Genomic DNA, 22,580 nt, shown 5'->3' with positions numbered 1-22,580 from the left:
CACTATTTCCGGCAGATCGGCGCCGTCGGCGAGACGGCTGTTTTGAAAAAGTTTTCACTGATGAACCTATTGTGCGCCCGGTCCCATATTGGTTACATCCGCGGCGCTGCGTCCGGCGGGACGCCCGATGAGGGAGATTGCATGGGCATCGTCAGGCTGGCCGGCTGCGTTTCGTGGAGTGCGCTCTTGGTGGCCTCCGCCGCGCAGGCGCAGGGTGCGCCGAGGCAGACGATCGGGCTCGACGGCGCGTGGGAGGTCCGGATCGATCCCGCCGATGCGGAGGCAGCCAGGGCGCATCCGCACGAGGCGCGCTGGTTTCCGTCGCGCGTGCCGGGCAGCGTCCAGCAAGACTTGATCGCCGCGAAGCGCGTGCCCGATCCGTTCAAGGGCATCAACGAGGCGCCGATCCAATGGGCCGGGCTGACCAACTGGCAGTTCCGGCGCGTGATCGACGTGACGCCGGCGATGCTGGCGCGCGACCATCTCGACCTAGTGTTCGACGGGCTCGACACCTTCGCAACCGTCTCGCTCAACGGCAAGGTGCTGCTGGCCACCGCCAACGCGCATCGCCGCTGGCGCGTCGACGCCAAGGCCGCGCTCAAGGCGGGGCGCAACGAGCTGGTGATCGCGATCGCCTCGCCGATCAAGACTTTGCAGCCGATGGTGCTGGCCGAGGCGCATCCGCTGCCGGGTGAGTATGATTCGGCATTTGGCGACGAGCCCAAGGGCAAGCAGACCTCGCCCTATATCCGCAAACCCAAATACCAATATAGCTGGGACTGGGGGCCGCGGCTGGTCAATATCGGCGTGTGGCGCCCGGCGCGGCTCGAGGCGTGGGACGATGCGTGGATCGACGCGCTGCGCGTCGAGCAGGAAGCGCTCAACGACGCTGAGGCGCGGCTGGTCGCGCGTTACCGCATCGTCGCCGATGGTGGCACCTCGTTGACGCTGCGCACCACGCTGACCGCACCCGACGGCGCGCTGCAGACCGTCGAGCGCCATGTGCAGGTTGCGGCGGGTATCAACGAGGTGAGCATCCCGCTCAGTGTCGCGCGGCCGCGGCGCTGGTGGCCGGTCGGCTATGGCGATCAGTCGCTCTATGGAGTCGCCGGTAGCCTGATCGTGCAGGGCGCGGCGAGCGATGCGGTATCGCAGACGATCGGGCTGCGCACGGTCGAGCTGATCCGCAAGGAGGGCAGCTTCGGGTTCAAGATCAACGGCGTGCCGGTCTTTGCCAAGGGCGCCAACCTGATCCCGTTCGACAATTTTCCCGGCCGGGTGAGCGAAGCCCAGATGCGCGGCATCGTGCAGGGCGCGCGCGACGCCAACATGAACATGCTGCGTGTCTGGGGCGGCGGCTATTATCTCGACGACGCGTTCTACGCGCTGGCCGACAGGCTCGGCATCATGGTGTGGCAGGACTTCATGTTCGGCGGCGCGATCACCCCGCCCGACGCTGCGTTCCGCGACAATGTCCGCATCGAGGCCGAGGAGCAGGTCGAGCGGCTCCAGCCGCACCCCTCGCTGGTGGTCTGGGCAGGCAACAACGAAGTGCTGTCGGGCTGGGAGAATTGGTCCGATCGCAAGGCGTTCAAGAAGCACGTCGGCGCCGACGAGCAGGAGCGGATCGGCGTGGGCATGGCAGTGCTGTTCGATCGCGTGCTGCGCGACGCGGTGCTGACGCGTTCGCCCGGCATTCCCTATTGGCCGGGCTCGCCTTCGACCGATTATGAGGGGCCGACCGATACCGACAAGGATGGCGACCGTCATTTCTGGGATGTCTGGTCGGGCTCGAAGCCGGTCGCGCGCTATACCGACGGCTGCCCGCGCTTCATGTCCGAATATGGCTTCCAGGCGATGCCCGATCTGGCGACGATCCGTGGCTTTGCCGGCCCGGGCGGCCTGGCGATCGACAGCCCGGTGCTCAAGGCGCATCAGAAGTTCCTCGCCGGCGAAGGCAATGCCCGGCTACAGCTCTATCTCGACCAGCGCCTGCGGCCCGCGAAGGATTTCGCCGATCTCGTCTATCTGACGCAGGTCAATCAGGCGCAGGCGATCGACCTCGCCGCGCGCCACCACCGCGCCTGCCGCCCGGTGACGATGGGCTCGCTCTACTGGCAGATCAACGACACCTGGCCGGCGATCTCGTGGGCGAGCATCGACTATCACGGCCGGTGGAAGCTGCTCCACTACGCCGCGCGGCGCTTCTTCGCGCCGCAGGCGGTGGTGGCCGAGCATCGCGACGGCGCGACGCGGATCGTGCTGGTCTCGGACGCGACCGCGCCGATCACCGCCGAATGGCGCGTGACAGCGTTCGACATGGCTGGCGGCAAGCTGGGCGCGAAAGGTGGGGCGATGACGCTCGATCCGCTGTCCGCGCAGGAAGTCGCCAGCCTCGCCGATGGTGATCTCTTCGCCGGAGCCGCGGCGAATGCCAGCTATGCGGTCGCCGAACTGCTGGTCGACGGGCGCAGCGTCTCGCGCCAGATCGTCGAGCGCGGTGTGCCGAAGGAGATGGCCTATCCCGCACCCGGCCTGTCGGCGCGCTGGGAGGGCAAGCGCGTGACGGTCACCGCGACGGCGCTCGCCCGCGCGGTGATGCTCGATTTCGGCGACATCGCCGCGCAGCCGAGCGACGACGGGTTCGATTTGCTGCCGGGCGAGAGCGTGACGCTCGACATCGCTTCGGAGGCATCTTCCACGGCGTTGGCGCGTGCGCTGACGCTGCGCAGCCTGGGGCCGCAGCAATGATCCCGTTCCTCCTGCTCGCCGCCGCCGATCCGGATCCCGATGCGGTTGCCAAGGCGATCGCCACGATGACGCTCGAGGAGAAGGCCGCGCAGCTCCAGAGCACCGCGCCCGCCGACAGGGAGGCGGGGCTGCCGGCCTATGACTGGTGGAACGAGGGGCTGCACGGGCTGGCGCGCAACGGCGACGCGACGGTGTTCCCACAGGCGATCGCGCTCGCCGCGACCTGGGACGTCGAATTGCTCGGCAAAGTTGGCGATGTTGTCGCGACCGAGGCGCGGGCGAAGTTCAATGCCCGGCCGGTCGGCGCGGACCGGCGGATCTATGAGGGACTGACGATTTGGTCCCCCAATATCAATATCTTCCGCGACCCGCGCTGGGGCCGTGGGCAGGAAACCTATGGCGAGGATCCCTATCTCACCGGGCAGCTGGGCGTGGCGTTCATTCGCGGGCTGCAAGGGCCCGATCCGCGCCACCCCAAGGTGATCGCGACGCCCAAGCATTTCGCGGTGCACAGCGGCCCCGAGGCGGGGCGCGACGGCTTCGACGTCGACCCGAGCCCGCAGGATCTCGAGGCGACCTATCTGCCCGCATTCCGCCTCGCAGTGACCGAAGGTGGCGCGCGCTCGCTGATGTGCGCCTATAACGCGATTCACGGCACTCCGGTGTGCGCAATGCCGTCGCTGATGATCGAGCGGTTGCGAAGTGACTGGAAGTTCAGCGGTTTTACCGTTTCCGACTGCGACGCAGTCGCAAACATCCACCTGTTTCACCATTACAAGCTAGACGGCGCGGCGGCCGCGGCGGCGGCGATCCGTGGCGGCAACGACCTCAATTGCGGCTCGGCCTATGCGGCGCTCCCGCAAGCCGTGCAGCGCGGGCTGGTGACCGAGGCCGAGATCGACACCGCGCTGACCCGCGCGCTCTCGGCGCGGCAGGCACTGGGCACGATCTTCGGGGCGACGAGCCCATGGAGCACGATCCGCCCGGACCAGATCGGCACCCGCGCGCACCGTGCACGCGCGCTCGAGGCCGCGCGCAAAGCAATCGTGCTGCTCAAGAACGATGCGGAGCGCCTGCCGCTCAAGCCGGGCAGCCGGATCGCGGTGATCGGCGCCAATGCCGACGATCTCGGCGCGCTCGAAGCCAATTACCACGGCACCGCAGTCGCCCCCGTGACGCCGCTCGACGGTATCCGCCGCCAGTTCGGTGCCGACAAGGTGACCTACGCGCAGGGATCGGTGCTCGCCGACGGCGCGCCGGTGGTGGTGCCCGAGACCGCGCTCGCCGCCGGTGGCCAGCCGGGGCTCAAGGCCGAGTATTTCGCCGCCCCGCGCGTCGGCGGCATGCCGATCGCGGTGCGGCAGGATCGCCGGATCGATTTCAACTATACCCGCGTCGCGCCATTGCCCGGGCTCGACCCCAAGGGCTTCGCGGTGCGCTGGAGCGGCGAACTGGTGCCGCCGGGGCCTGGACGCACCACATTGACGATCGACATCCCCGCCTGCTGGAAAGACTGCACCACGCACGACGCGGTGCGGCTCTGGATCGACGGCAAGCAGCTCCACAATGGCGTGCTCGGCAGGGGCCGGATCGAGTTCCCGATCGACAGCGACGGGCGCCGGCACAGCTTCCGGCTCGAGCTCGATCATGCCGGCGAGGACGAAGGCATCCGCCTGCTCTGGCTGCCGCCCGCCGAGCCGCTGCTCCAGCAGGCGGTGGCGACGGCGAAGGATGCGGATGTGATCGTCGCGGTGCTCGGCCTGTCGCCCGATCTCGAAGGCGAGGCGCTGCAAGTGAGCGTGCCGGGCTTCGTCGGCGGCGATCGCACCGATATCGCGCTGCCGCTCGTCCAGCAGCGCCTGCTGACGGCGCTGCGCGACACGGGCAAGCCGATCGTGCTGGTGCTGGCCAGCGGCAGCGCGGTCGCCGTCGATCCGGCACAGGCCGACGCGATCCTCGCCGCCTGGTATCCGGGCGAGGCGGGCGGCACCGCACTCGCCGAGACGCTTGCCGGATTGAACAACCCGTCGGGCCGGCTGCCGGTCACCTTCTACAAATCGACTTCGGATCTGCCGGCGTTCATCGACTATGGCATGAAGGAGCGGACTTATCGCTACTTCACCGGCACCCCGCTCTGGGGCTTCGGCCATGGCCTCAGCTATACCAGCTTCGCCTATGCCGGTGCGCAGGCGAAGAGCGGCACGACCGGTGCGCCGATCACTGCGACCATAAGCGTGCGCAACACCGGCGCACGCGTCGGCGACGAAGTCGTCCAGGCCTATCTGGTGCCCCCCGCGCCCAAAGGTGCCGGCGGGATGACCGCACCGGTGCTCCAGCGCCAGCTGGTCGGCTTCCGCCGCGTCACGCTCGTCCCTGGCAAGACGGCCACGCTCTCCTTCACGCTCGATCCGCGCAGCATCAGCAGCGTGGCGCGCGACGGCACGCGGCGTGTGCTGCCCGGCACCTACAAGCTCTGGCTCGGCGGCGGCCAGCCCGGAGACGGGGCGGGGGCGTGGACCGAATTCACGCTCACCGGCGACGCAGCGGGACTGCCCAAATGAACGTGACGCGGCGGCAATTGCTCGCGTCGAGCGCGGTGGGGCTGACGCTTGCCGCCGCGCCGGCGGGTGCGCGCGGGCGGGCGGGCGCCGCGCCCAACCTGTTCATCGGCACCGGCGGGCACGGCCATACCTATCCTGGCCCGACATTGCCCTTCGGCATGGTCCAGCTCGGCCCCGATACCGATGTCGAGCGCTGGGATGCGTGTTCGGGCTATCATCGCACCGACACGTCGATCATGGGCTTTTCGCACACCCATCTTTCGGGCACCGGCATCGGCGACATGCTCGATGTGCTGGTGGTGCCGACGCGCGGGCCGGTGCAATTGCTGCCGGGGCCGCGCGAGGATCCCGATCAGGGCTATCGCCAGCGTTTCTCGGGCGAGCATGCCGAGCCGGGCTATTACCGCGTCGCGCTCGAAAGCGGAGTGCAGGCGGAGCTCAGCGTCACTGACCGGGTCGGGTGGCACCGCTATCGTTTCCCCAAGGGCCGCGGCCATGTGCTGGTCGATCTCTCGCATCTGGTCGCCGATAGCCCGCGCGGGCGGCCGCTGATCGACGAAGCCGCGCTTGAACTCGACGCCGACGGCACGCTGACCGGCGGACGCCGCGTGTTCCGCTGGGCCAAGGGGCGGCGGGTCTTCTTCGCGATGCAATTCTCGCGCGCGCCCGACCGCGTCACCTTTTACGGCGACGGCGATGCCGAACAGCCCGCAGGCACGCGCCGCGTCGCCGGCAAGCGGCTCAAGGCCGTCTTCCACTATGACGACGCCGGCGCCGCGCCGATCCTGATCCGCTGCGCGATCTCGGCGGTCGATGTCGCCGGCGCGCGGGCCAATCTGGCGGCGGAGGCGCGGCATTGGGACTTCGACAAGGTCCGCCGCTCCGCGCAGGCGCGCTGGGCCGGGTCGCTCGGCGCGATCCGGGTCGAGGGCGGTTCCCCCGACCAGCGCACGATCTTCGCCACCGCGCTCTATCATGCGCAGGTCGCGCCGACCCTGCTCTCCGATGTCGACGGCCGCTATCCCGGGCTCGACGGCAAGGTGCAGCGGGCACCCGCGGGTGAGGCGGCGTTCAGCAGCTACTCGCTGTGGGACACCTATCGCGCGCTCCACCCGCTGCTCACGCTCGTTGCGCCCGAGCGGGCGAAGGCGCTGGTCGACGATCTGATCCGCCAGACGGCGCAATCGCCGTACGGCCCGCTGGTCTGGCCGCTCCAGGGCAGGGAGACGGGAACGATGATCGGCTGGCACGGCGTGGTGCCGATCGCCGAGGCGCACGCCAAGGGCATCCCCGCCGACTATGCCGCGGCTTGGCCGGCGATCGCCAAACGCAGCTTCGATTTCGGCGCGCCCGATCTCGCCAACAGCCGCGGCCGCGATTTCTACGATCGGCTCGGCTATGTCCCCGCCGACAAGGTCAACGAGAGCGTCAGCCGCACGCAGGAATATGCCTATGACGACTGGGCCTCGGCATGGCTCGCGCGTGCGGCGGGGGCGGACGCCGACGCCGATCGACTGCTGAAGCGATCGGGCAATTGGCGCAACGTCATCGACGCCGATATCGGGTTCGCCCGGCCGCGCTTCGCCGATGGCAGCTGGTGGAAGGACTATGATCCGATCCAGCTCGGCCACATGCCCGAGCCCGACTGGCGCGACTACACCGAGGCCAATGGCTGGCAGGCGAGCTTCCTCAACCAGCACGACATTTACGGCCTGATCGCGCATCTGGGCGGCGACGCGAAGTTCGAGGCGCAGCTCGACGCGCTGTTCAGCGCGCCTTCGACGCTCCCCGCCAATGCGCCGCCCGATATCGCCGGGCTGGTGGGCCAATATGCCCATGGCAACGAGCCCGATCAGCACGCGCCCTGGCTCTATGCCTATGCGGGTGCGCCGTGGAAGACGCAGGCGATGGTGCGGCGGCTGTGCGCCGAGATGTACCGGAACGATCCCGACGGGATCATCGGCAACGACGATTGCGGGCAGATGAGCGCGTGGTTCGTCTTCGCGGCGCTGGGCTTCTATCCGGTCGATCCGGTCGAGGCCGCCTATGTGTTCGGTTCGCCGCTGTTCGAACGCGCCGAGGTCTCGGTGGGGCGCGGGCGCAGCCTGGTGATCGAGGCGCCGGGCAACGGCCCCGATACACCATACGTCGTCGCGGTGACGTGGAACGGGCGGCCGTGGACGAAGAGCTGGATCGGCCATTCCGAACTGACCAAGGGTGGCACGCTGCGCTTCACCATGGCGCGCACGCCCAATCGCGCCTTCGGCCATGCGCCGGCCGACCGGCCGCCGTCGTTCGGCCGCACTCCCGCTTGAAGAGGTAAGGAATGACCGAGCTTTCCCGGCGCAACCTGATCGCCACCGGCCTTGCCGCCAGCGCGCTTCCGGCTGCGCCCGCATTGGCGCGGGTGGCGCCGCCCAGGCCCTTCGGCGCGGTGCCGAGCCCCCGGCAGTGGCGCTGGCACGGCCGCGAGCAATATGCCTTCGTCCATTTCTCGATAAACACCTTCACCGATAAGGAATGGGGCTATGGCGACGAGGACCCGAGGCTGTTCGATCCCTCGGACTTCGACGCCGACCAGATCGTCGCCGCGGCCAAGGCGGGCGGCCTGCGCGGGCTGATCCTCACCGCCAAGCATCATGACGGCTTCTGCCTGTGGCCGACCAGGCTCACCGAGCACTGCATCCGCAACAGCCCCTACAAGGACGGCAAGGGCGATATCGTCCGCGAGATGGCCGATGCCTGCCGGCGGGCGGGCCTGCCTTTCGGCCTTTATCTCTCGCCCTGGGACCGCAACCATGCCGAGTATGGCCGGCCCGCCTATGTCGATTACTATCGCGCCCAGCTGACCGAGCTGTGCACGCGTTATGGCCGGCTGTTCGAAGTGTGGTTCGACGGCGCCAATGGCGGCGACGGCTATTATGGCGGCGCGCGCGAGGCGCGGAAGATCGACGCGCCGCGCTACTATGACTGGCCTTCGATCGTCGCGCTGGTGCATAAACTCCAGCCCGACGCGTGCACCTTCGATCCGCTCGGCGCCGATATCCGCTGGGTGGGCAATGAGGACGGGGTGGCCGGCGATCCGTGCTGGCCGACCATGCCGAACCATCCCTATGTCCAGAGCGAGGGCAATTCGGGGGTGCGCGGCGGGCCGCTATGGTGGCCGGCGGAGACCGACGTCTCGATCCGGCCGGGCTGGTTCTACCATGCCGACGAGGATTCGAAGGTGAAGAGCCCCGCGCGGCTGGTGCGGCTTTATGACGAATCGGTGGGGCGGGGGACCAATCTCAACCTCAATCTGCCGCCCGACCGCCGCGGGCGGATTCCCGATCAGGACGTCAAGATCCTCAAATCCTTCGGCGACACGATCCGCGCGACCTTCGCGCGCGACCTCGCAAAGGGCGCGCTCGCGCATGCCAGCCATAGCCGTGGGCAAGGCTTCGAGCCGGCGCGCGTGCTCGACGGGAACCGCGAGAGCTATTGGTCGACGCCCGACGGCGTGACCGCGCCGGCGCTGACGCTCGATCTCAAGCCCGGCACCCGCTTCGACGTGATCCGGCTGCGCGAATATCTGCCGCTCGGCGTGCGCGTGACGCGCTTCGCGGTCGATGCCGAGATCGACGGCACGTGGCGGACGCTCGCCGAGGGGCAATGCATCTCGGCGCAGCGCGTGATCCGGCTCGCCGAACCGATCGCGCCGCGACGGGTGCGGCTGCGCATCGTCGAGGCGCCGGTATCGCCGGCGATCAGTGAGTTCGCCTTGTTCCGCGCGGTAGCGCCGATGCCGGTCGCGGCGATCGTATCGAGCGATCCGACCGTGCTCGACACGACCCGCTGGCGCGTCGCGTCGGCGAGCGCGCCCGGCGCCGAGAAACTGCTCGACAATGACGCGGCGACGATATGGGTGCTCCCGACGCCGAGCGCGGCCGCGCCGGCGAGCGTCACGCTCGATCTCGGCAAGGCTGCGCGACTTGCCGGGTTCAGCCTCACGCCGTCGCGGCACGTCATGTCCAAAGCCTCGCCGCCGAAGGGCTATGTCGCCGAAACGAGCGTGGATGGGACCAATTGGCAGCCGGCTGCGAACGGCGAATTCGGCAACATCGCCTATGCGCTGTCGACCCAGCGCATCGCTTTCGCGGCACCGCGCGATGCCCGCTATCTGCGGCTGCGCTTCGACGAGACCGCGCTGCCCGAGCCGCGGCTGGCGATCGCCGGGATCGGCGGATTCACCGCCGCACAGTAGCGGCGACCAAATCCTCCCTCGCGCAGCGGGGGAGGGGGACCGCCGCGAAGCGGTGGTGGAGGGGGAGTGTGGGGTCGAACATGCCCCGCATGTTCGAGGATCGTCCGGGCGACGATCCGACCCCGCACTCCACGGGCGACGTCGCTTGTGGAAAGGCCCCCTCCGTCGCCTTCGGCGCCACCTCCCCCGCTAACGCGAGGGAGGATCGGGGAGCGCCACATGCCGGCGCTGGCAATCCCATACCGTTCCCGCCCGCGTGCGGGAAGCCGCCCGCGCACGATACGTCGCGCCTGCGCAGGACCATTGGTCCTATCGAGGACGAGATTTTATAAAACCAATTTCGTTTTTGGTATTGAAATGATATTTCACCTGTGAGAATTCTGTGTTGCGGATCAGCGGCACGAACGTCGCGGGCGCACAACGGACGACTCGCGATCAAGCGAGTCGACGGAGGGTTGGGATGGAGACTTCACGTCGGGGAGCGCTTGCGCTCGGCCTGGGCGGCGTCGCGGCCGCTGCGCCTGCCGCCGCCGTTGCGGCGCCGGCGGCGCGCGCGCTGTTCGTCTCGACATGGGACTTCGGCGCGGCTGCCAATGCGGCGGCGTTTGCGCGCTGGAAGGCCGGGGGCTCGCTGATCGACGCGCTCGAGGCGGGCGCGCAGGTGCCCGAGAGCGACGCGTCGAACCATTCGGTCGGCTTTGGCGGCTATCCTGACCGTGACGGCCATGTGACGCTCGACGCGATCCTGATGGACGATGCCGGCAATGTCGGCGCGGTCGCGGCGCTCGAGGACATGATGCACCCGATCTCGGTGGCGCGCCGGGTGATGGAGAAGACCCCGCACACGATGCTGGTCGGCGAGGGGGCGCGGCAGTTCGCGCTGGCCGAGGGGTTCGCACCGGTCAAGCTGCTCACGCCCGAGGCCGAGGCGGCGTGGCGCGACTGGCTCAAGACCGCGAAATATCAGCCGATCGCCAATAGCGAGAACCAGCGCGGCTCGGCGCTCGATCACGACACGATCGGCATGCTCGCCTGTGGACCCGACGGGCGGCTGGCCGGGGCGTGCACGACTTCGGGCATGGCGTTCAAGCTGCGCGGACGGGTCGGGGATTCGCCGCAGGCGGGCTCGGGGCTGTTCGTCGAGAAGGGCGTCGGCGGGGCGACCGCGACCGGCGTCGGCGAGGAAGTGACGCGGATCGTCGGCACGGCGCGCGTGGTCGCGTCGATGCGCGCCGGAATGAGCCCCCAGGCGGCGTGCCGCGAGGCGGTGCTGCACATCGCGCAGCTGCGCGGCGACGCGGTCAGGGACGTGCAGGTCGGCTTTCTGGCGATCGATACGCGCGGCGCAGTGGGGGCGTTCGCCCTCCAGCCGGGATTCACCTTTGCGGTCACCGATCCGCAGGGGCGCACCGAGGTTCGGGCAGCGGAGAGCCTGAAAGGGCCGGGCCGGACGAAATGAGCACCAGGGACTCAAAAGGGAAAATGGCGATGAAGAAGTGGAATGCGTTGTTGTTGGCGTCGACCTGTGCAGCGGGTCTGTTCGCGGTTCCCGCGCTGGCGCAGGATCAGAGCGCCGCGCCCGAGGCCGAGCAGGCCGCGCCGGCGGATAGCGTCACCGACGAAGGCGCGGTGGTCGTCACCGGCTCGCGCATCAACCGGCCCAACGCCGCGGCAGCAGCACCGATCCAGTCGGTGACTGCGGCGTCGATCCAGGCGCAGGCCGCGGTGAACATCGAGGAAGTGCTCAACCGCATCCCGCAGATCGCCCCGGACAGCCAGCAGAACTATCAGGATTCGGACGGCCGCCAGCGCATCAAGCTGCGCAATCTCGGCTTCGAGCGCACGCTGATCCTCGTCGACGGCAAGCGCCTCGGCACGATGAACGGCCTCGACGCCAACATGATCCCGACCGCGCTGATCTCGCGCGTCGACGTGCTCACCGGCGGCGCCTCGGCGGTCTACGGCTCGGATGCGGTGGCCGGTGTCGTCAACTTCATCATGAACGATGATTTCGAGGGCATCCAGGCCAACGCCAATTACAATTTCTACGCGCACCAGAACAAGCCGGGCCTGATCTCGCAGGTCGCCAGCCAATATGGCTTCGCACAGCCGAACCACAATTTCGTCACCGATGGCGGCCGCGTCGACCTGTCGTTGACCGCGGGCAAGAAGCTGTTCGACGACCGCTTCCACATCTCGGCCTATGTCAATTACCGCAAGGCCGACCTCGTCCCCTATGGCGCGCGCGAAACCTCAGGCTGCCAGCTGACCGAGGCGGTCAAGGACGGCCCGCTCACCTGCACGCTCTCGACCTACACCAAGACCGGCTATGTCTCGCCGCAGAGCGGGCCGAACGCCGGCAACGCCTATGTCAACAACCCCAACGGGTCGCGCAGCTTCATCCCCTATTCGAACGCAGTCGCCGAGAATCCCTATGACGGCTACTCGTTCCAGCGCGCCGACGAGCGCTGGAATGCCGGCGGCTTCACGTCGTTCGAGATCTCGGACGCTGTCGAGCTCTATGCCAATGCGATGTGGTTCCGCGACAAGTCGGTGAACCTCTATCCGGCGCGCGTGCTGACCTCGGGCATCTATTCGGGCCCGTATCAGGTGAGCTGCGCCAATCCGTTCCTCTCGGCCGCGCAGGCATCGACGATCTGCGGCGCGCAGGCCGGCACCAACACGATGGTGCCGATCGAGCTGCGCTACCGCTTCAGCGGCGTGCCCGACCAGGAAGACCGCTACCTCAACCAGGGCACCCGCATCACCGGCGGCATCCGCGGCGAATTCGCCAAGGGCTGGAGCTATGACGTCGGCGGCGTCTATGCCCGCAACAAGATGGACACCAGCTGGGCGACGCCGAGCTATGACCGGATCAACAACGCGCTCAACGTCGTCAACAATGGCGGCTCGATCAGCTGCGTGAACGACGTGGCCAATGGCTGCCTGCCGTTCGACCCGTTCAGCGCGGGCTCGACGATCAACACCCCGGCGCTGTTCGACTATCTGCTCGAGGGCACCTACGGCACCCAGACCACGGTCAACACGCTCTACAATGCGATCGCGACCGTGCAGGGCGATCTCGGCACCTATGGCATCAAGAGCCCCTGGGCCGATGACGGCCTCGCCATCGCGTTCGGCGCCGAATATCGCGAGGACCAGCTGAAGAGCTATGCCGACGCCAATTGGCGCGAGCAGAATGGCGGCAGCGACCAGTCGCTCGCCCAGCATGTCTGGGAAGGCAATGTCGAGCTTCAGGTGCCGATCGCGCAGGACAAGCCCTTCGCCGATCTGCTGCAGGTCAACGGCGCCTATCGCCTGTCGAAGTACAGCAGCAACCCCAACACCTTCTCGACGTGGAAGGCCGAGGCGATCTGGTCGCCGATCCCGGACATCACCTTCCGCGCCTCGATCAACCGCGCCCAGCGCGCACCGACCGTGGTCGAGGCGTTCCAGGGGAGCAACATCAGCTACGGCCGGATCACCACCGCGTTCAACGACATCTGCGCGCCGACGATCACCGGCACGACGATCGATCCGAACACCGGCCAGCAGATCCCGACCTATGGCGCCCCGGCGGCATCGCGCGAGACCTGCGCCGCGACCGGCCTTGCCGACAATCTCTACGGCAGCGCCTCGTTGCTCTGCCCGACCGACATCGGCTGCACCTATCGGGCCGGCGGCTTCACCGTCGATCCCGAGACCGCCTATACCAAGACGATCGGCATCGTCCTCAAGCCGCGCTTCCTGCCCGGCCTGGTCGTCTCGGTCGATCGCTACATGATCGATCTCAACGACTCGATCGGCTACAACGACTATAGCTACTTCTCGGAGGGCTGCCGCATCACCGGCAGCGACTTCTTCTGCAGCATGTTCGTGCGCAATGCCGACGGGACGCTGTTCAGCAATCCGGACGGCAACCCCGCGACGGGCTTCATCCGTCAGGGCACGACCAACTATTACAAGAGCAAGTCGCACGGCTGGGACTTCCAGGCCCAGTACGCGCTGCCGCTGGGCGGCGCCGGCCGGCTGGACTTCGACTTTGCGGGGTCGTTGACCACGCTGGCCGGGGGCCAGGACTCGCCGATCCTGCTCGAGAAGAATTGCGTCGGCTATTATGGCGGCGCGGGCTGCGGCCAGTTCATCCCCAAGTGGACGCACAATCTGCGCACCACCTGGACCACGGCCGACCAGTTCTTCAGCGCCTCGCTGAACTGGCGCCACCTCGGGCCGCTGACCAACGTGTCCAACTCGGGCGAGGAAAGCCTCGGCTGGAAGCCGGCCGACGTGCGCACGACCTTCTACCGCATTGCGGCGGTCGATTATTTCGATCTCGCGCTCAACTTCCGCGTCGAGAAGAACTTCTCGTTCCGGATCGCGGCGAACAACCTGCTCGACAAGACTCCGCCGATCCTGCCGAACTCGTACAATATCGGCCTGTCGCGCGCGAACACGATCTCGGCCCGCTACGACTCGCTCGGCCGGCAGATCGCGTTCGGGACGACGATCAACTTCTGATCCTTTCTGCACCCCTGCAGATCCCAACTGGCCCGCCTCTCCGGAGGCGGGCCTTTTCTTTTTTTGGGGGCTCAGCGATATCTCGGCCGTCTCGCACGCCCCTCCCTGGAAGGGAGGGGTTGGGGGTGGGTGCCGCCGAGGCACTCGGCGGCGGTGGACAGAATATACCGGGCCGCTCCATCGGGGTTCGCGAGCACCTCTGAGTTCCACAGCCGGATCACGCGCCAGCCCAAGGATTGAAGGTGCGCAGTCCGTTGGGCATCGGCGTGGGCCGTTTCGATATGCTGGCTGCCGTCGAGCTCAATCGCCAGTTTCGCCTTTCTGCACACGAGATCGATGATGAACGGGGCTTCGACATGCTGACGCGTGAAGGGCGGGCGATAGCGTGACACGCGGTGCCAGATCGCTATCTCGGCAGGCGTCGGATTGTTGCGCAATTCGCGTGCGCGAGCGGTCAGGCGCGGATCGACTCGGCGCAGCATGCGAGGAGGGTAAAATGGCTTCGCTGCGCTCGCCAACCCACCCCTGACCCCTCCCTTGCAGGGAGGGGAATAAGTGCGCCGCGTACGGCGTGTTCACATATCAGGGGCGCCAGACGTAGCGCGGCGCGGCGGTCACCTCCGGCGGCGGCGCAGCGAGGTTCGCGCCGCGGCGCGGGTCGTTGGCGGCGGCGGAGTCGACGAAGCCGGAATAGATGCCTTTCGCGAAGGTGCCGCCGCGGTGCTCGACATCGCCGATCAGCTGCGCGGTGCCCGAGAGCACGATGTTCTGCTCGAGCTCGCCGATGCCGAGGAAGGTGGTGGCGACGCGGGCGCGGTCCTTGACGATGGTGTTGCCCCGGATCACCGACAGCGCCGAGACGCGGGCATTGCCGAGGATCTGCCCGCTGGCGATCACCGCATGGTCTTCGACGCGGGCATGGTTGCGGACGCTGCCGGCGAGGACGCGGGCATAGGGGCCGACCCAGGCGGTCGCGTCGACCACGGCGCCGGGAGCCACCCAGCCGCCGCCGTTCGGGTGGCGGTGGCCGCCGCGGACGGGCGCGGGCGCGTCGGGCTGGAAGCCCTCGGGCATCGCGCCGGTGAGCTGGACCATCCATGGGTAGCGATAGATCGAATGGTAGGGCTGTTCCCACTGGATGTGGTGGAACTGCGAAGGGGTGGCGACCACCACAAGGAACAGGCCCTGGTCGCCGGGCTCGAGCGCGATCGTCGCCGCGCCGTCGGGGCCGCGCTGGAGGGCGGAGTAGCGGCTCTTGCCGGCGGCATCGACCGCGACGAGGCCCCAGCGCCAGTCCGAGGCGGGGGCGGGGATGGTGGTCGGCTCGTCGGCGAGGCCGGGCAGGCTGGTGACGGCCGGAGCGCGCTGGACCACCCCGCGGAAGGTGGCGCTGACCTTGGTCGCCTTCGCATCGGGGTGGAGCGGGACGATATTGTAGCCCCAGCGTTGCGGCGCGCCTGCGGGCGCGACGGCGAAGCGGCGGCGGTCGCGATCGAGCGGGTCGAGGATGGTGGTGCGCAGCGGCCGGGCGTCGGACGGTTCGTAGCCGCCATAGGCGCGGCGATAGATCGCGCCCTGATCGGAGCCGTCGGGATTGGTATAGTCCCAATGCGCATTGTGCATCGCCCAGTCGCCGAACGCGTCGTTGAGCTGCGCCACCGTCCAGCCGCGGCTGCGCATCAGCACTTCGATCGGATCGGCGCTGTCGGCGCCGGCGGTTCCGCGCTTGGGAGCGTCGCGCCAGATGGCGTTGATCGCGGCATAGCCGAAACGGTCCTTCAGATATTCGAGGAACTGCCAGTTGCAGTAGCGGACGCGGGTGGAGCCGTAATAGAGGTGCGGATGGTTGACCGACAGCACCGAGCAATGCGTGTTGCCGCGGAACTCGGGGAGCTGGACGGTCATCCAGTTGGCATGGCTCTCCCACAGCCAGCCGCCATAGGGCGTGTCGCGGAACGCGCCGGTGCCGCCCTGCAGCGCGTGCGTCAGCTCGTGCGCCAGCCCGAAACGATCCTCGAGCCCGCCCGGGCCGATCCACATGCCGATATTGCCGGCTTCGTCGACGCCGCCGGTCAGGCCGTAATCGGCGGCGATGAAGATGTTGGCCTTGCGCTTGGCGGCAGTGGCGCAATCGGGCTCGGGGAAGTCGAGCGTGTCGAGGAAATACGTCCAGACGGCTTCGAGGTGCGCGCCGGCCGCGCGCGCGATCTCGGGCGAGACGAGGTCGCCCTGCCAGTGGAAGGCGAAATGCGGCGTCTCGTAGCGCAGCGGGATTTTGGCGTTGGGGTCGGCGGGGTCGGTCGCGACCGGCTTCCAGCTGCCCGCCGCGCAGCGGGCGTTCTCCCCGGCCAACGCCGGGGGTGCGGCGAGGACGCCGCCGAGAAGGGCGGCGAGGGCGGCGGTGCGCAGGCGCATGCGGGGCTCAGCGCGGGCTGAGCTTGACGAGGGTCGGCGCGGTGCCGAGCGGGATCGTCCAGGCGCCGCGCTCGAGGGTGCCGGCCGAGGGTGTCAGCGCGCGAGCATTCGCAGTCGTGGTCTCGATGCGGAGCCGGGCCGTGGGGGTCACCGCTGTTGCCGGATCGAGCGTCAGCGTGATCGCGCCGTTGATCGGCGTGTAGGTGACATTGGCGATCTTGCCCGCGTCGAGCGTGATCCACGCGCCGGCGGGCGCGACGAACAGCCGCGCACGGGCGCCGTCCCTCGGCTGGATCTGGACGCCGTCCTTGCCTTGGGTCACGTCGCCGCCGAAGCCGAGCCAGCCGAAGGTCGGGTCGTTGACCAGATAGGTCGCGGCGGCGAGGGCGTGGCCGTAAAACCCCATGCCGTAATCGCCGGTATAGGGATCCCATTTCATCATATCGGGCCAGGCGTGGAATGCCGCCGACGAGAAGCCCTGCTGATCGATATTGGTGATGCCGCCCATCATCCCGCCATAGGCGACGCGGAGCAGATGCAGGTCGCCGGGGTTCTGGCGATAGGCGTCGAACAGCGGGACCGCATTGAGCGCCGAGCCATAATGGTGGATCTGGCGCTCGATCCGCGGATATTTGCCGCCATAGAGAAAGTCCCAATAGCGGCGGGCATTGCCGTTATAGCCCCAGCTCGGGATCGTCGGATCATAGCCGAGGATCACTTCGCGGGTGATTTCGGCCTGCGGCTGGTAACCGAAATAGCGCATCCACGCATAGACTTCGGGCTGGCCGGTCGAATCCCACGGCATCTCCGAACCGAAGGGGAATTTGAGCGTGCGCCAGTGATCGGCGCGCTGCTTCATCAGCCGCTCCATCTCGGTGGCCTCGGCGGTGAGGCCCTCGCGCTTGAGGTCCTTGAGGATGTCGACGAAGACATCGCCTTCCATCAGCCCGAACTCGGCATAATAAGGCGCGTCGCGCATCATCGCGACGGTGGTCCGGTAGGCGTGGTCGAGATACCAGCGCCAGTCGTGGCGCGTGACGAGGCCGGGATGGTTGCGCGCGGTGCGATAGAGCACCCAATGGCCGATCGCGACATGGGGGTAGTTATAGGCGCGGCCGAGATCGCCGGCGTCCTTCGGTTTCCACGAGGTCCACGACTTCCACTTGTCGGCGTCCTTGTAGAGATCGGGGAATTTGGCGGGGTCGTAGTAGAACAGGCTCTTCTTGACCGCGCCGGCCTGCGGACCGTCGGCCACCTGGAGATTGCCGACCACGGTCTCGGTGACGAGGCGCTCGATCTTCGTGATCTCGGCGGGATCGGGATTGTCGAGCTGCTTCATCGTCGCCGCGACCCATGCCCCGCCGCCGCCTTCGTCGCTCATTCCCGCGATCCACACGCGCGGCTCGACATCGACGATCTTCTTCGCCTCGTTGTCGTAAGTGAGGATGGCGGGCGAGCGGCCGAAGGGGTCGCCCTTGCCTTCATACCATTGCTGATTGGTCGAGAAGCGGCCGAGATCGGCCATGGTCTGCTCGAGCGGCCTGGTGACGAAATAGCTGACGGTCTGGGCCTGACCGTCGGCATAGGTCAGGGTGAGGCGCGCCTGGCCCCATTGCCGGCCGCGGATGTCGAGACGGGTCCAGCCCTTGCGGCTGCCGGCGGGCGTGGCCTCGACTGCACCGGTGGGAAAGCTCTCGATCTTGCGGATCGCCGACGGCGCCTTGACGAACAGCGTCGCCGACTGGTCGGCGGGGACGACATAGCCGGGGATGCCGATCGCGACCGGGCGCTTGTTGGCGATCAGCGTCGCCTCGATCGCGCGGATCGACGGCGCCTCGGTCATACGGACGCCCACCTCGATCGTCTGGCCGGGGGCGAGGGTGCGCCCGGTAGGGGCGTTCCACTGCTCGCCGGCCTGCTTCCACTCGCGATCGGCATAGCCGAGGCTGTGGACGGTCCAGTCGTAGAATCCCTCCGAGGTCTGGCCGCGCGGGCTCTTGTCGGTGAAGATCGACTCGCCGGCCTCGCGCGGGTTCTTGAGCGGGGCCCAGGCTTCGAGCGGGCTGCCCTTTTCGGGAAGGACCAGCAGCGCCGGGCCCTTTCCGTTGAGGCGGGTGACCTGCAGATAGCCCGCATCGCGCCCGATATAGGGATCGACGAAACTCGCCTCGGCATGCGCCTGATCGAGGTTGCGATCGGTGATGATGTTGTCGAACACCATCGGCATGCCGAGCGCGCCGATCTCGAGCGGGGCGCCCGAGCGATTGGTGATGCGGAAGCGCAGCGCGAGCAGACCGGCCTCGTCGAGCCAGCGGCGCTCGACCGTGAACGGTGCGTTCTCGCCCATGCTCGCGGTGATGTCGGCGGCGGCGAGGGTCTTGCCGGATGCCGGCAGGCGGCGGATCGGCTTGCGGGCATGGGCCGAGGCGAAGTCCTGCCATGCGCCGCCGGGCGCGCGGACGCGCAGGTTGAGGTCGCCGACATGGTTGTAGCCGTCGCCGGCGCGCTCGGGCTCGCGCGCGGTGGGGACGAAGCTGAAGCCGGGCTCGGCGGCGGGGGAGAGGCGGGCGAGCGTCTGGGTGTCGGCGCGTAGGGCTACCTGAAAGGCGCCGACCCGGTGCGTACTGGTCTGGATCGGGGCAAAGACCGGCTTGGGTTGTTCCTGCGCGTGCAGGGCCGGTAGACAGAGCACGGTCGTTATACCGGCGAGGAAGAGCGCCGCGGGGGCGAGAGTGCGGGCGTTGGACATGGCTTCCCCGATGGCGTCGATGGCGTTGGCCTTGCTGCATATCGAGCGCATCCAACTAGCTCAACAAAATTATACCGTATAATGTATGACGCATTGCTTTGCGGTGGCGAGCCGCTAGCGTTGTCAGCGAGGAGAGGGCCTTGTCCGCATTTCGCACCGACGACAGACGAGGCGCGCTGCTGCCGGCCGCGGTGGCATTGCGGCGGACGGGGTCGCTCGCCCAGCAATTCGCCGTGATGATCCTCTCGGGGGAATTGCCCGAGGGGCATGTCTTCCCCAGCGAGATCGAGCATGCCGAGCAGATCGGCATCTCGCGCCCGGCGCTGCGCGAGGCGTTCCGCACGCTTGCCGCCAAGGGGCTGGTCGAGAGCCGCCCGCGGGCGGGCACCCGGGTTGCGCCGCGGCGCCAGTGGAGCCTGCTCGATCCCGATCTGCTCGCCTGGCAGTTCGAGGCCGAGCCGAGCCTCAAATTCGTGCTCGACCTGTTCGAGCTGCGCATGGTGGTCGAGCCTACCGCTGCCGCCTTCGCCGCCGAACGCCGTTCCGAGGTGCAGTTGGCGGCGATGCGCGAAGCGCTCGACGCGATGGCGCGGCACGGACTCGCCACCGAACAGGGCCGCATCGCCGACCAGCATTTCCACATGACGATGCTCGAGGCGACCCGCAACGACGCGATGATCGCGCTGGCGAGCTCGATCCTCGCGGCGATCGCGTGGACGACGATCTACAAGCAACGCAACCGCGCCTTGCCGCGCGATCCGATCCCCGAGCACCGCGCGCTGCTCGAGGCGATCGCCGCGGCGGATCCCGAAGCGTCGCGCGCGGCGATGACCGAGTTGGTGCGGCTGGCGCTGGCGGACACCGAGCTTTCGCTGCGGGACGAATAGGAAGGACGGAAAGCGGATTGACGCTCCGGATCACCGGCGATAATCGTATACGGTATTCAGGAGATCGAGATGCCGATGATGCGTGCCTCCCGCCGGGAACTGATGTTCGGTGCCGCCGTGCTGGCGGTGGGAGGGCAGGCGAGGGTCGCGCGGGCCGTCGGGGCGGGGGCGTTCGCGCCCAAAGGCGTGAAGCCGTTGCCGCTCGGATCGGTGCGGCTGCGGCCTTCCGACTATGCCACCGCCGTCGAGGTCAATCGCAAGTATCTCCATCGGCTCAGCCCCGACCGGCTGCTCCATAATTTCCGCAAATATGCCGGGCTGGAGCCCAGGGCGGCGATCTATGGCGGGTGGGAGAGCGACACCATCGCGGGCCACACGCTCGGCCATTATCTCACCGCGCTCACGCTGATGTGGCAGCAGACCGGCGACGCCGAGATGCGCCGCCGTGCCGATTACATCGTCGACGAACTCGCCGAGGCGCAGGCGAAGCGCGGGACCGGCTATGTCGGCGCGCTCGGCCGCAAGCGGAAGGACGGGACCGTCGTCGACGGCGAGGAGATCTTCGGCGAGGTGATGAAGGGCGAGATCAAGTCCGGCGGGTTCGATCTCAACGGCTCATGGTCGCCGCTCTACACCGTTCACAAGCTCTTTGCCGGGCTGCTCGACGTCCATGGCGCGTGGGGCAACAAGAAGGCGCTGACGGTCGTCGAGGGGCTTGGCGGCTATTTCGAGCGGGTGTTCGCGGCGCTGACGCCGGCGCAGGTGCAGGAAGTGCTGGGCTGCGAATATGGCGGGCTCAACGAGAGCTACGCCGAGATGCATCAGCGCACCGGCAACCCCCGCTGGCTGAAGATGGCCGAGACGCTCTACGACAATCGCGTGCTCGATCCGCTGGGCAACCGCGAGGACAAGCTCGCCAACTTCCACGCCAATACCCAGGTGCCCAAGCTGATCGGGCTGGCGCGGATCTACGACATCACCGGCGACGAGAAGCGGCGGACCGCGGCGACCTTCTTCTGGGAACGGGTGACGCAGCACCACAGCTATGTGATCGGCGGCAATGCCGACCGCGAATATTTCTTCACCCCCGACACGGTCGCCGATCACGTCACGGAGCAGACCTGCGAGCATTGCAACACCTACAACATGCTCAAGCTGACCCGGCACCTCTATGGCTGGCAGCCCGATGGCGCGCTGTTCGACTTTTACGAGCGCGCGCATCTCAATCACGTGATGTCGGCGCAGGACCCCGCGACCGGCGGCTTCACCTATATGACGCCGCTGATGACCGGCAGCGAGCGCGGCTATTCGACGGTCGACGACGACGCCTTCTGGTGCTGCGTCGGCAGCGGCATGGAAGTGCATGCGAAGCACGGCGAGTCGATCTTCTGGGAAGACGATGCCGGCGGGCTGATCGTCAATCTCTACATCCCCGCCGATGCCAGCTGGGCGAAGCGCAATGCCACGCTGACGCTCGAGACCAACTATCCGTTCGCGCCGGACTCGACGCTGACCTTCACCAGGGTCCGCGCGGGGCGCTTCCCGGTCGCGTTGCGCGTGCCTGGCTGGGCGGCGGGCAAGGCAGTGGTGACGGTCAACGGGCAGCCGGCGACCCCGGTGTTCGAGCGCGGCTATGCGGTGGTGAACCGGCGCTGGAAGGCGGGCGACAAGGTGGCGATCGCGCTGCCGCTCGATCTGCGAATCGAGAGTGCGGCGGGCGATGCGAACACGATCGCAGTGCTGAGCGGGCCGATGGTGCTCGCTGCCGATCTCGGGCCCAAGGACGTAAAGTGGGAGCAGGCCGATCCGGCTTTGGTTGGTGCCGATCTGCTTGCAGCATTCACGCCCAGCGATGCGTCGAAGGGCATCTTCAACACCCGCGGCGTGGTGCGGCCCGCCGACCTGCAGTTCGTGCCCTTCTACCGCCAGTACAACCGGCGCAGCGCGACTTATTTCAAGCGCTTCTCGGAGAGTGCGTGGGCGGCGGAGGAGAAGGCGTTCCTCGCCGAGCAGGCGCGGCTGAAGGACATCGCAGCACGCTCGGTCGACGTGATGTTCCTTGGCGAGATGCAGCCCGAGCGCGACCACAACCTCACCTCGGACATCTCCTATCCGGTCACCTATCGCGGCCGGCAGGGACGCGACGCGCGATCGGGCGGGTTCATCGAGTTCACGCTCAGGCCTAAGGACGGCCCGCTGATCCTGCAGGCGACCTATTGGGGCGGCGAGCGCAAGCGCGGCTTCGACATCCTCGTCGACAATGTGAAGGTCGCGACGCAGACGCTCGACAACGACAGGCCGGGCAAGTTCTTCGACGCCGAATATCCGCTCCCCGAGGCGCTGACCAAGGGCAAGAAGGAAGTGCGGGTGCGGATCGTGCCGCACGATCGCAGCACCGCCGGCCCGATCTTCGGGGTGCGGCTGTTCACCGCGAAACCGGGCGCGAAGATTTGAGT

General features: G+C 67.9%; 11 protein-coding genes. 8 read left to right on the top strand and 3 right to left on the bottom strand.

Annotation, left to right across the window (positions count from 1 at the left end):
- Positions 1-141: 141 nt before the first annotated feature.
- The 6 genes from E5A74_RS06700 (at position 142) to E5A74_RS06675 (ending at position 14,073) form a co-directional block, all read left to right on the top strand.
- The gene (locus E5A74_RS06700) at positions 142-2,751 is read left to right on the top strand and encodes a beta-mannosidase (protein WP_135983480.1); all 2,610 of its coding nucleotides are present in this window, start codon (positions 142-144) and stop codon (positions 2,749-2,751) included.
- The gene (locus tag E5A74_RS06695; RefSeq protein ID WP_135983479.1) at positions 2,748-5,312 is read left to right on the top strand and encodes a glycoside hydrolase family 3 C-terminal domain-containing protein; all 2,565 of its coding nucleotides are present in this window, start codon (positions 2,748-2,750) and stop codon (positions 5,310-5,312) included. Before E5A74_RS06700 ends, E5A74_RS06695 begins: the two co-directional genes overlap by 4 nt.
- Complete coding sequence (locus E5A74_RS06690; RefSeq protein WP_135983478.1) at positions 5,309-7,627, top strand: GH92 family glycosyl hydrolase; 2,319 nt, start codon at positions 5,309-5,311, stop codon at positions 7,625-7,627. The genes E5A74_RS06695 and E5A74_RS06690 overlap by 4 nt, the downstream gene beginning before the upstream one ends.
- Positions 7,628-7,638: 11 nt before the next feature.
- Positions 7,639-9,555 (top strand): alpha-L-fucosidase, encoded by a 1,917-nt coding sequence (locus tag E5A74_RS06685; protein WP_135983477.1) that lies wholly within the window; start codon positions 7,639-7,641, stop codon positions 9,553-9,555.
- Positions 9,556-10,015: 460 nt separating this feature from the next.
- A complete protein-coding gene (locus E5A74_RS06680) occupies positions 10,016-11,014 on the top strand; it encodes a glycosylasparaginase (protein WP_135983476.1) in 999 nt (332 codons plus the stop codon).
- Between the two features lie 29 nt (positions 11,015-11,043).
- Positions 11,044-14,073, top strand: a complete 3,030-nt coding sequence (locus E5A74_RS06675) for a TonB-dependent receptor domain-containing protein (RefSeq protein WP_206365786.1) — start codon at positions 11,044-11,046, stop codon at positions 14,071-14,073.
- Positions 14,074-14,144: 71 nt separating this feature from the next.
- On the opposite strand, the gene E5A74_RS06670 is transcribed toward E5A74_RS06675, so the two are convergent.
- The 3 genes from E5A74_RS06670 to E5A74_RS06660 all read right to left on the bottom strand — a co-directional run bounded on the left by E5A74_RS06670 (position 14,145) and on the right by E5A74_RS06660 (position 19,237).
- Positions 14,145-14,555 (bottom strand): endonuclease domain-containing protein, encoded by a 411-nt coding sequence (locus tag E5A74_RS06670; RefSeq protein ID WP_338111799.1) that lies wholly within the window; start codon positions 14,553-14,555, stop codon positions 14,145-14,147.
- A gap of 100 nt (positions 14,556-14,655) precedes the next feature.
- Positions 14,656-16,488 (bottom strand): Svx/AvrXca family virulence/avirulence protein, encoded by a 1,833-nt coding sequence (locus tag E5A74_RS06665; protein ID WP_135983475.1) that lies wholly within the window; start codon positions 16,486-16,488, stop codon positions 14,656-14,658.
- 7 nt (positions 16,489-16,495) lie between these two features.
- On the bottom strand, positions 16,496-19,237 hold the full coding sequence (locus E5A74_RS06660) for a DUF5695 domain-containing protein (protein WP_135983474.1): 2,742 nt from the start codon (positions 19,235-19,237) through the stop codon (positions 16,496-16,498).
- A gap of 140 nt (positions 19,238-19,377) precedes the next feature.
- Here E5A74_RS06660 and E5A74_RS06655 point away from each other — a divergent pair, with 140 nt between their 5' ends.
- Both E5A74_RS06655 and E5A74_RS06650 read left to right on the top strand, forming a co-directional pair.
- Positions 19,378-20,124, top strand: a complete 747-nt coding sequence (locus E5A74_RS06655) for a FadR/GntR family transcriptional regulator (protein ID WP_240699703.1) — start codon at positions 19,378-19,380, stop codon at positions 20,122-20,124.
- Between the two features lie 75 nt (positions 20,125-20,199).
- The gene (locus E5A74_RS06650) at positions 20,200-22,578 is read left to right on the top strand and encodes a glycoside hydrolase family 127 protein (protein ID WP_240699702.1); all 2,379 of its coding nucleotides are present in this window, start codon (positions 20,200-20,202) and stop codon (positions 22,576-22,578) included.
- The last annotated feature ends 2 nt before the right edge of the window (positions 22,579-22,580 follow it).

It is taken from the genome of Sphingomonas naasensis (assembly GCF_004792695.1).
In the GTDB taxonomy this organism is placed as follows: domain Bacteria; phylum Pseudomonadota; class Alphaproteobacteria; order Sphingomonadales; family Sphingomonadaceae; genus Sphingomonas; species Sphingomonas naasensis.
This window is presented reverse-complemented; position numbering and strand designations above follow the sequence as displayed.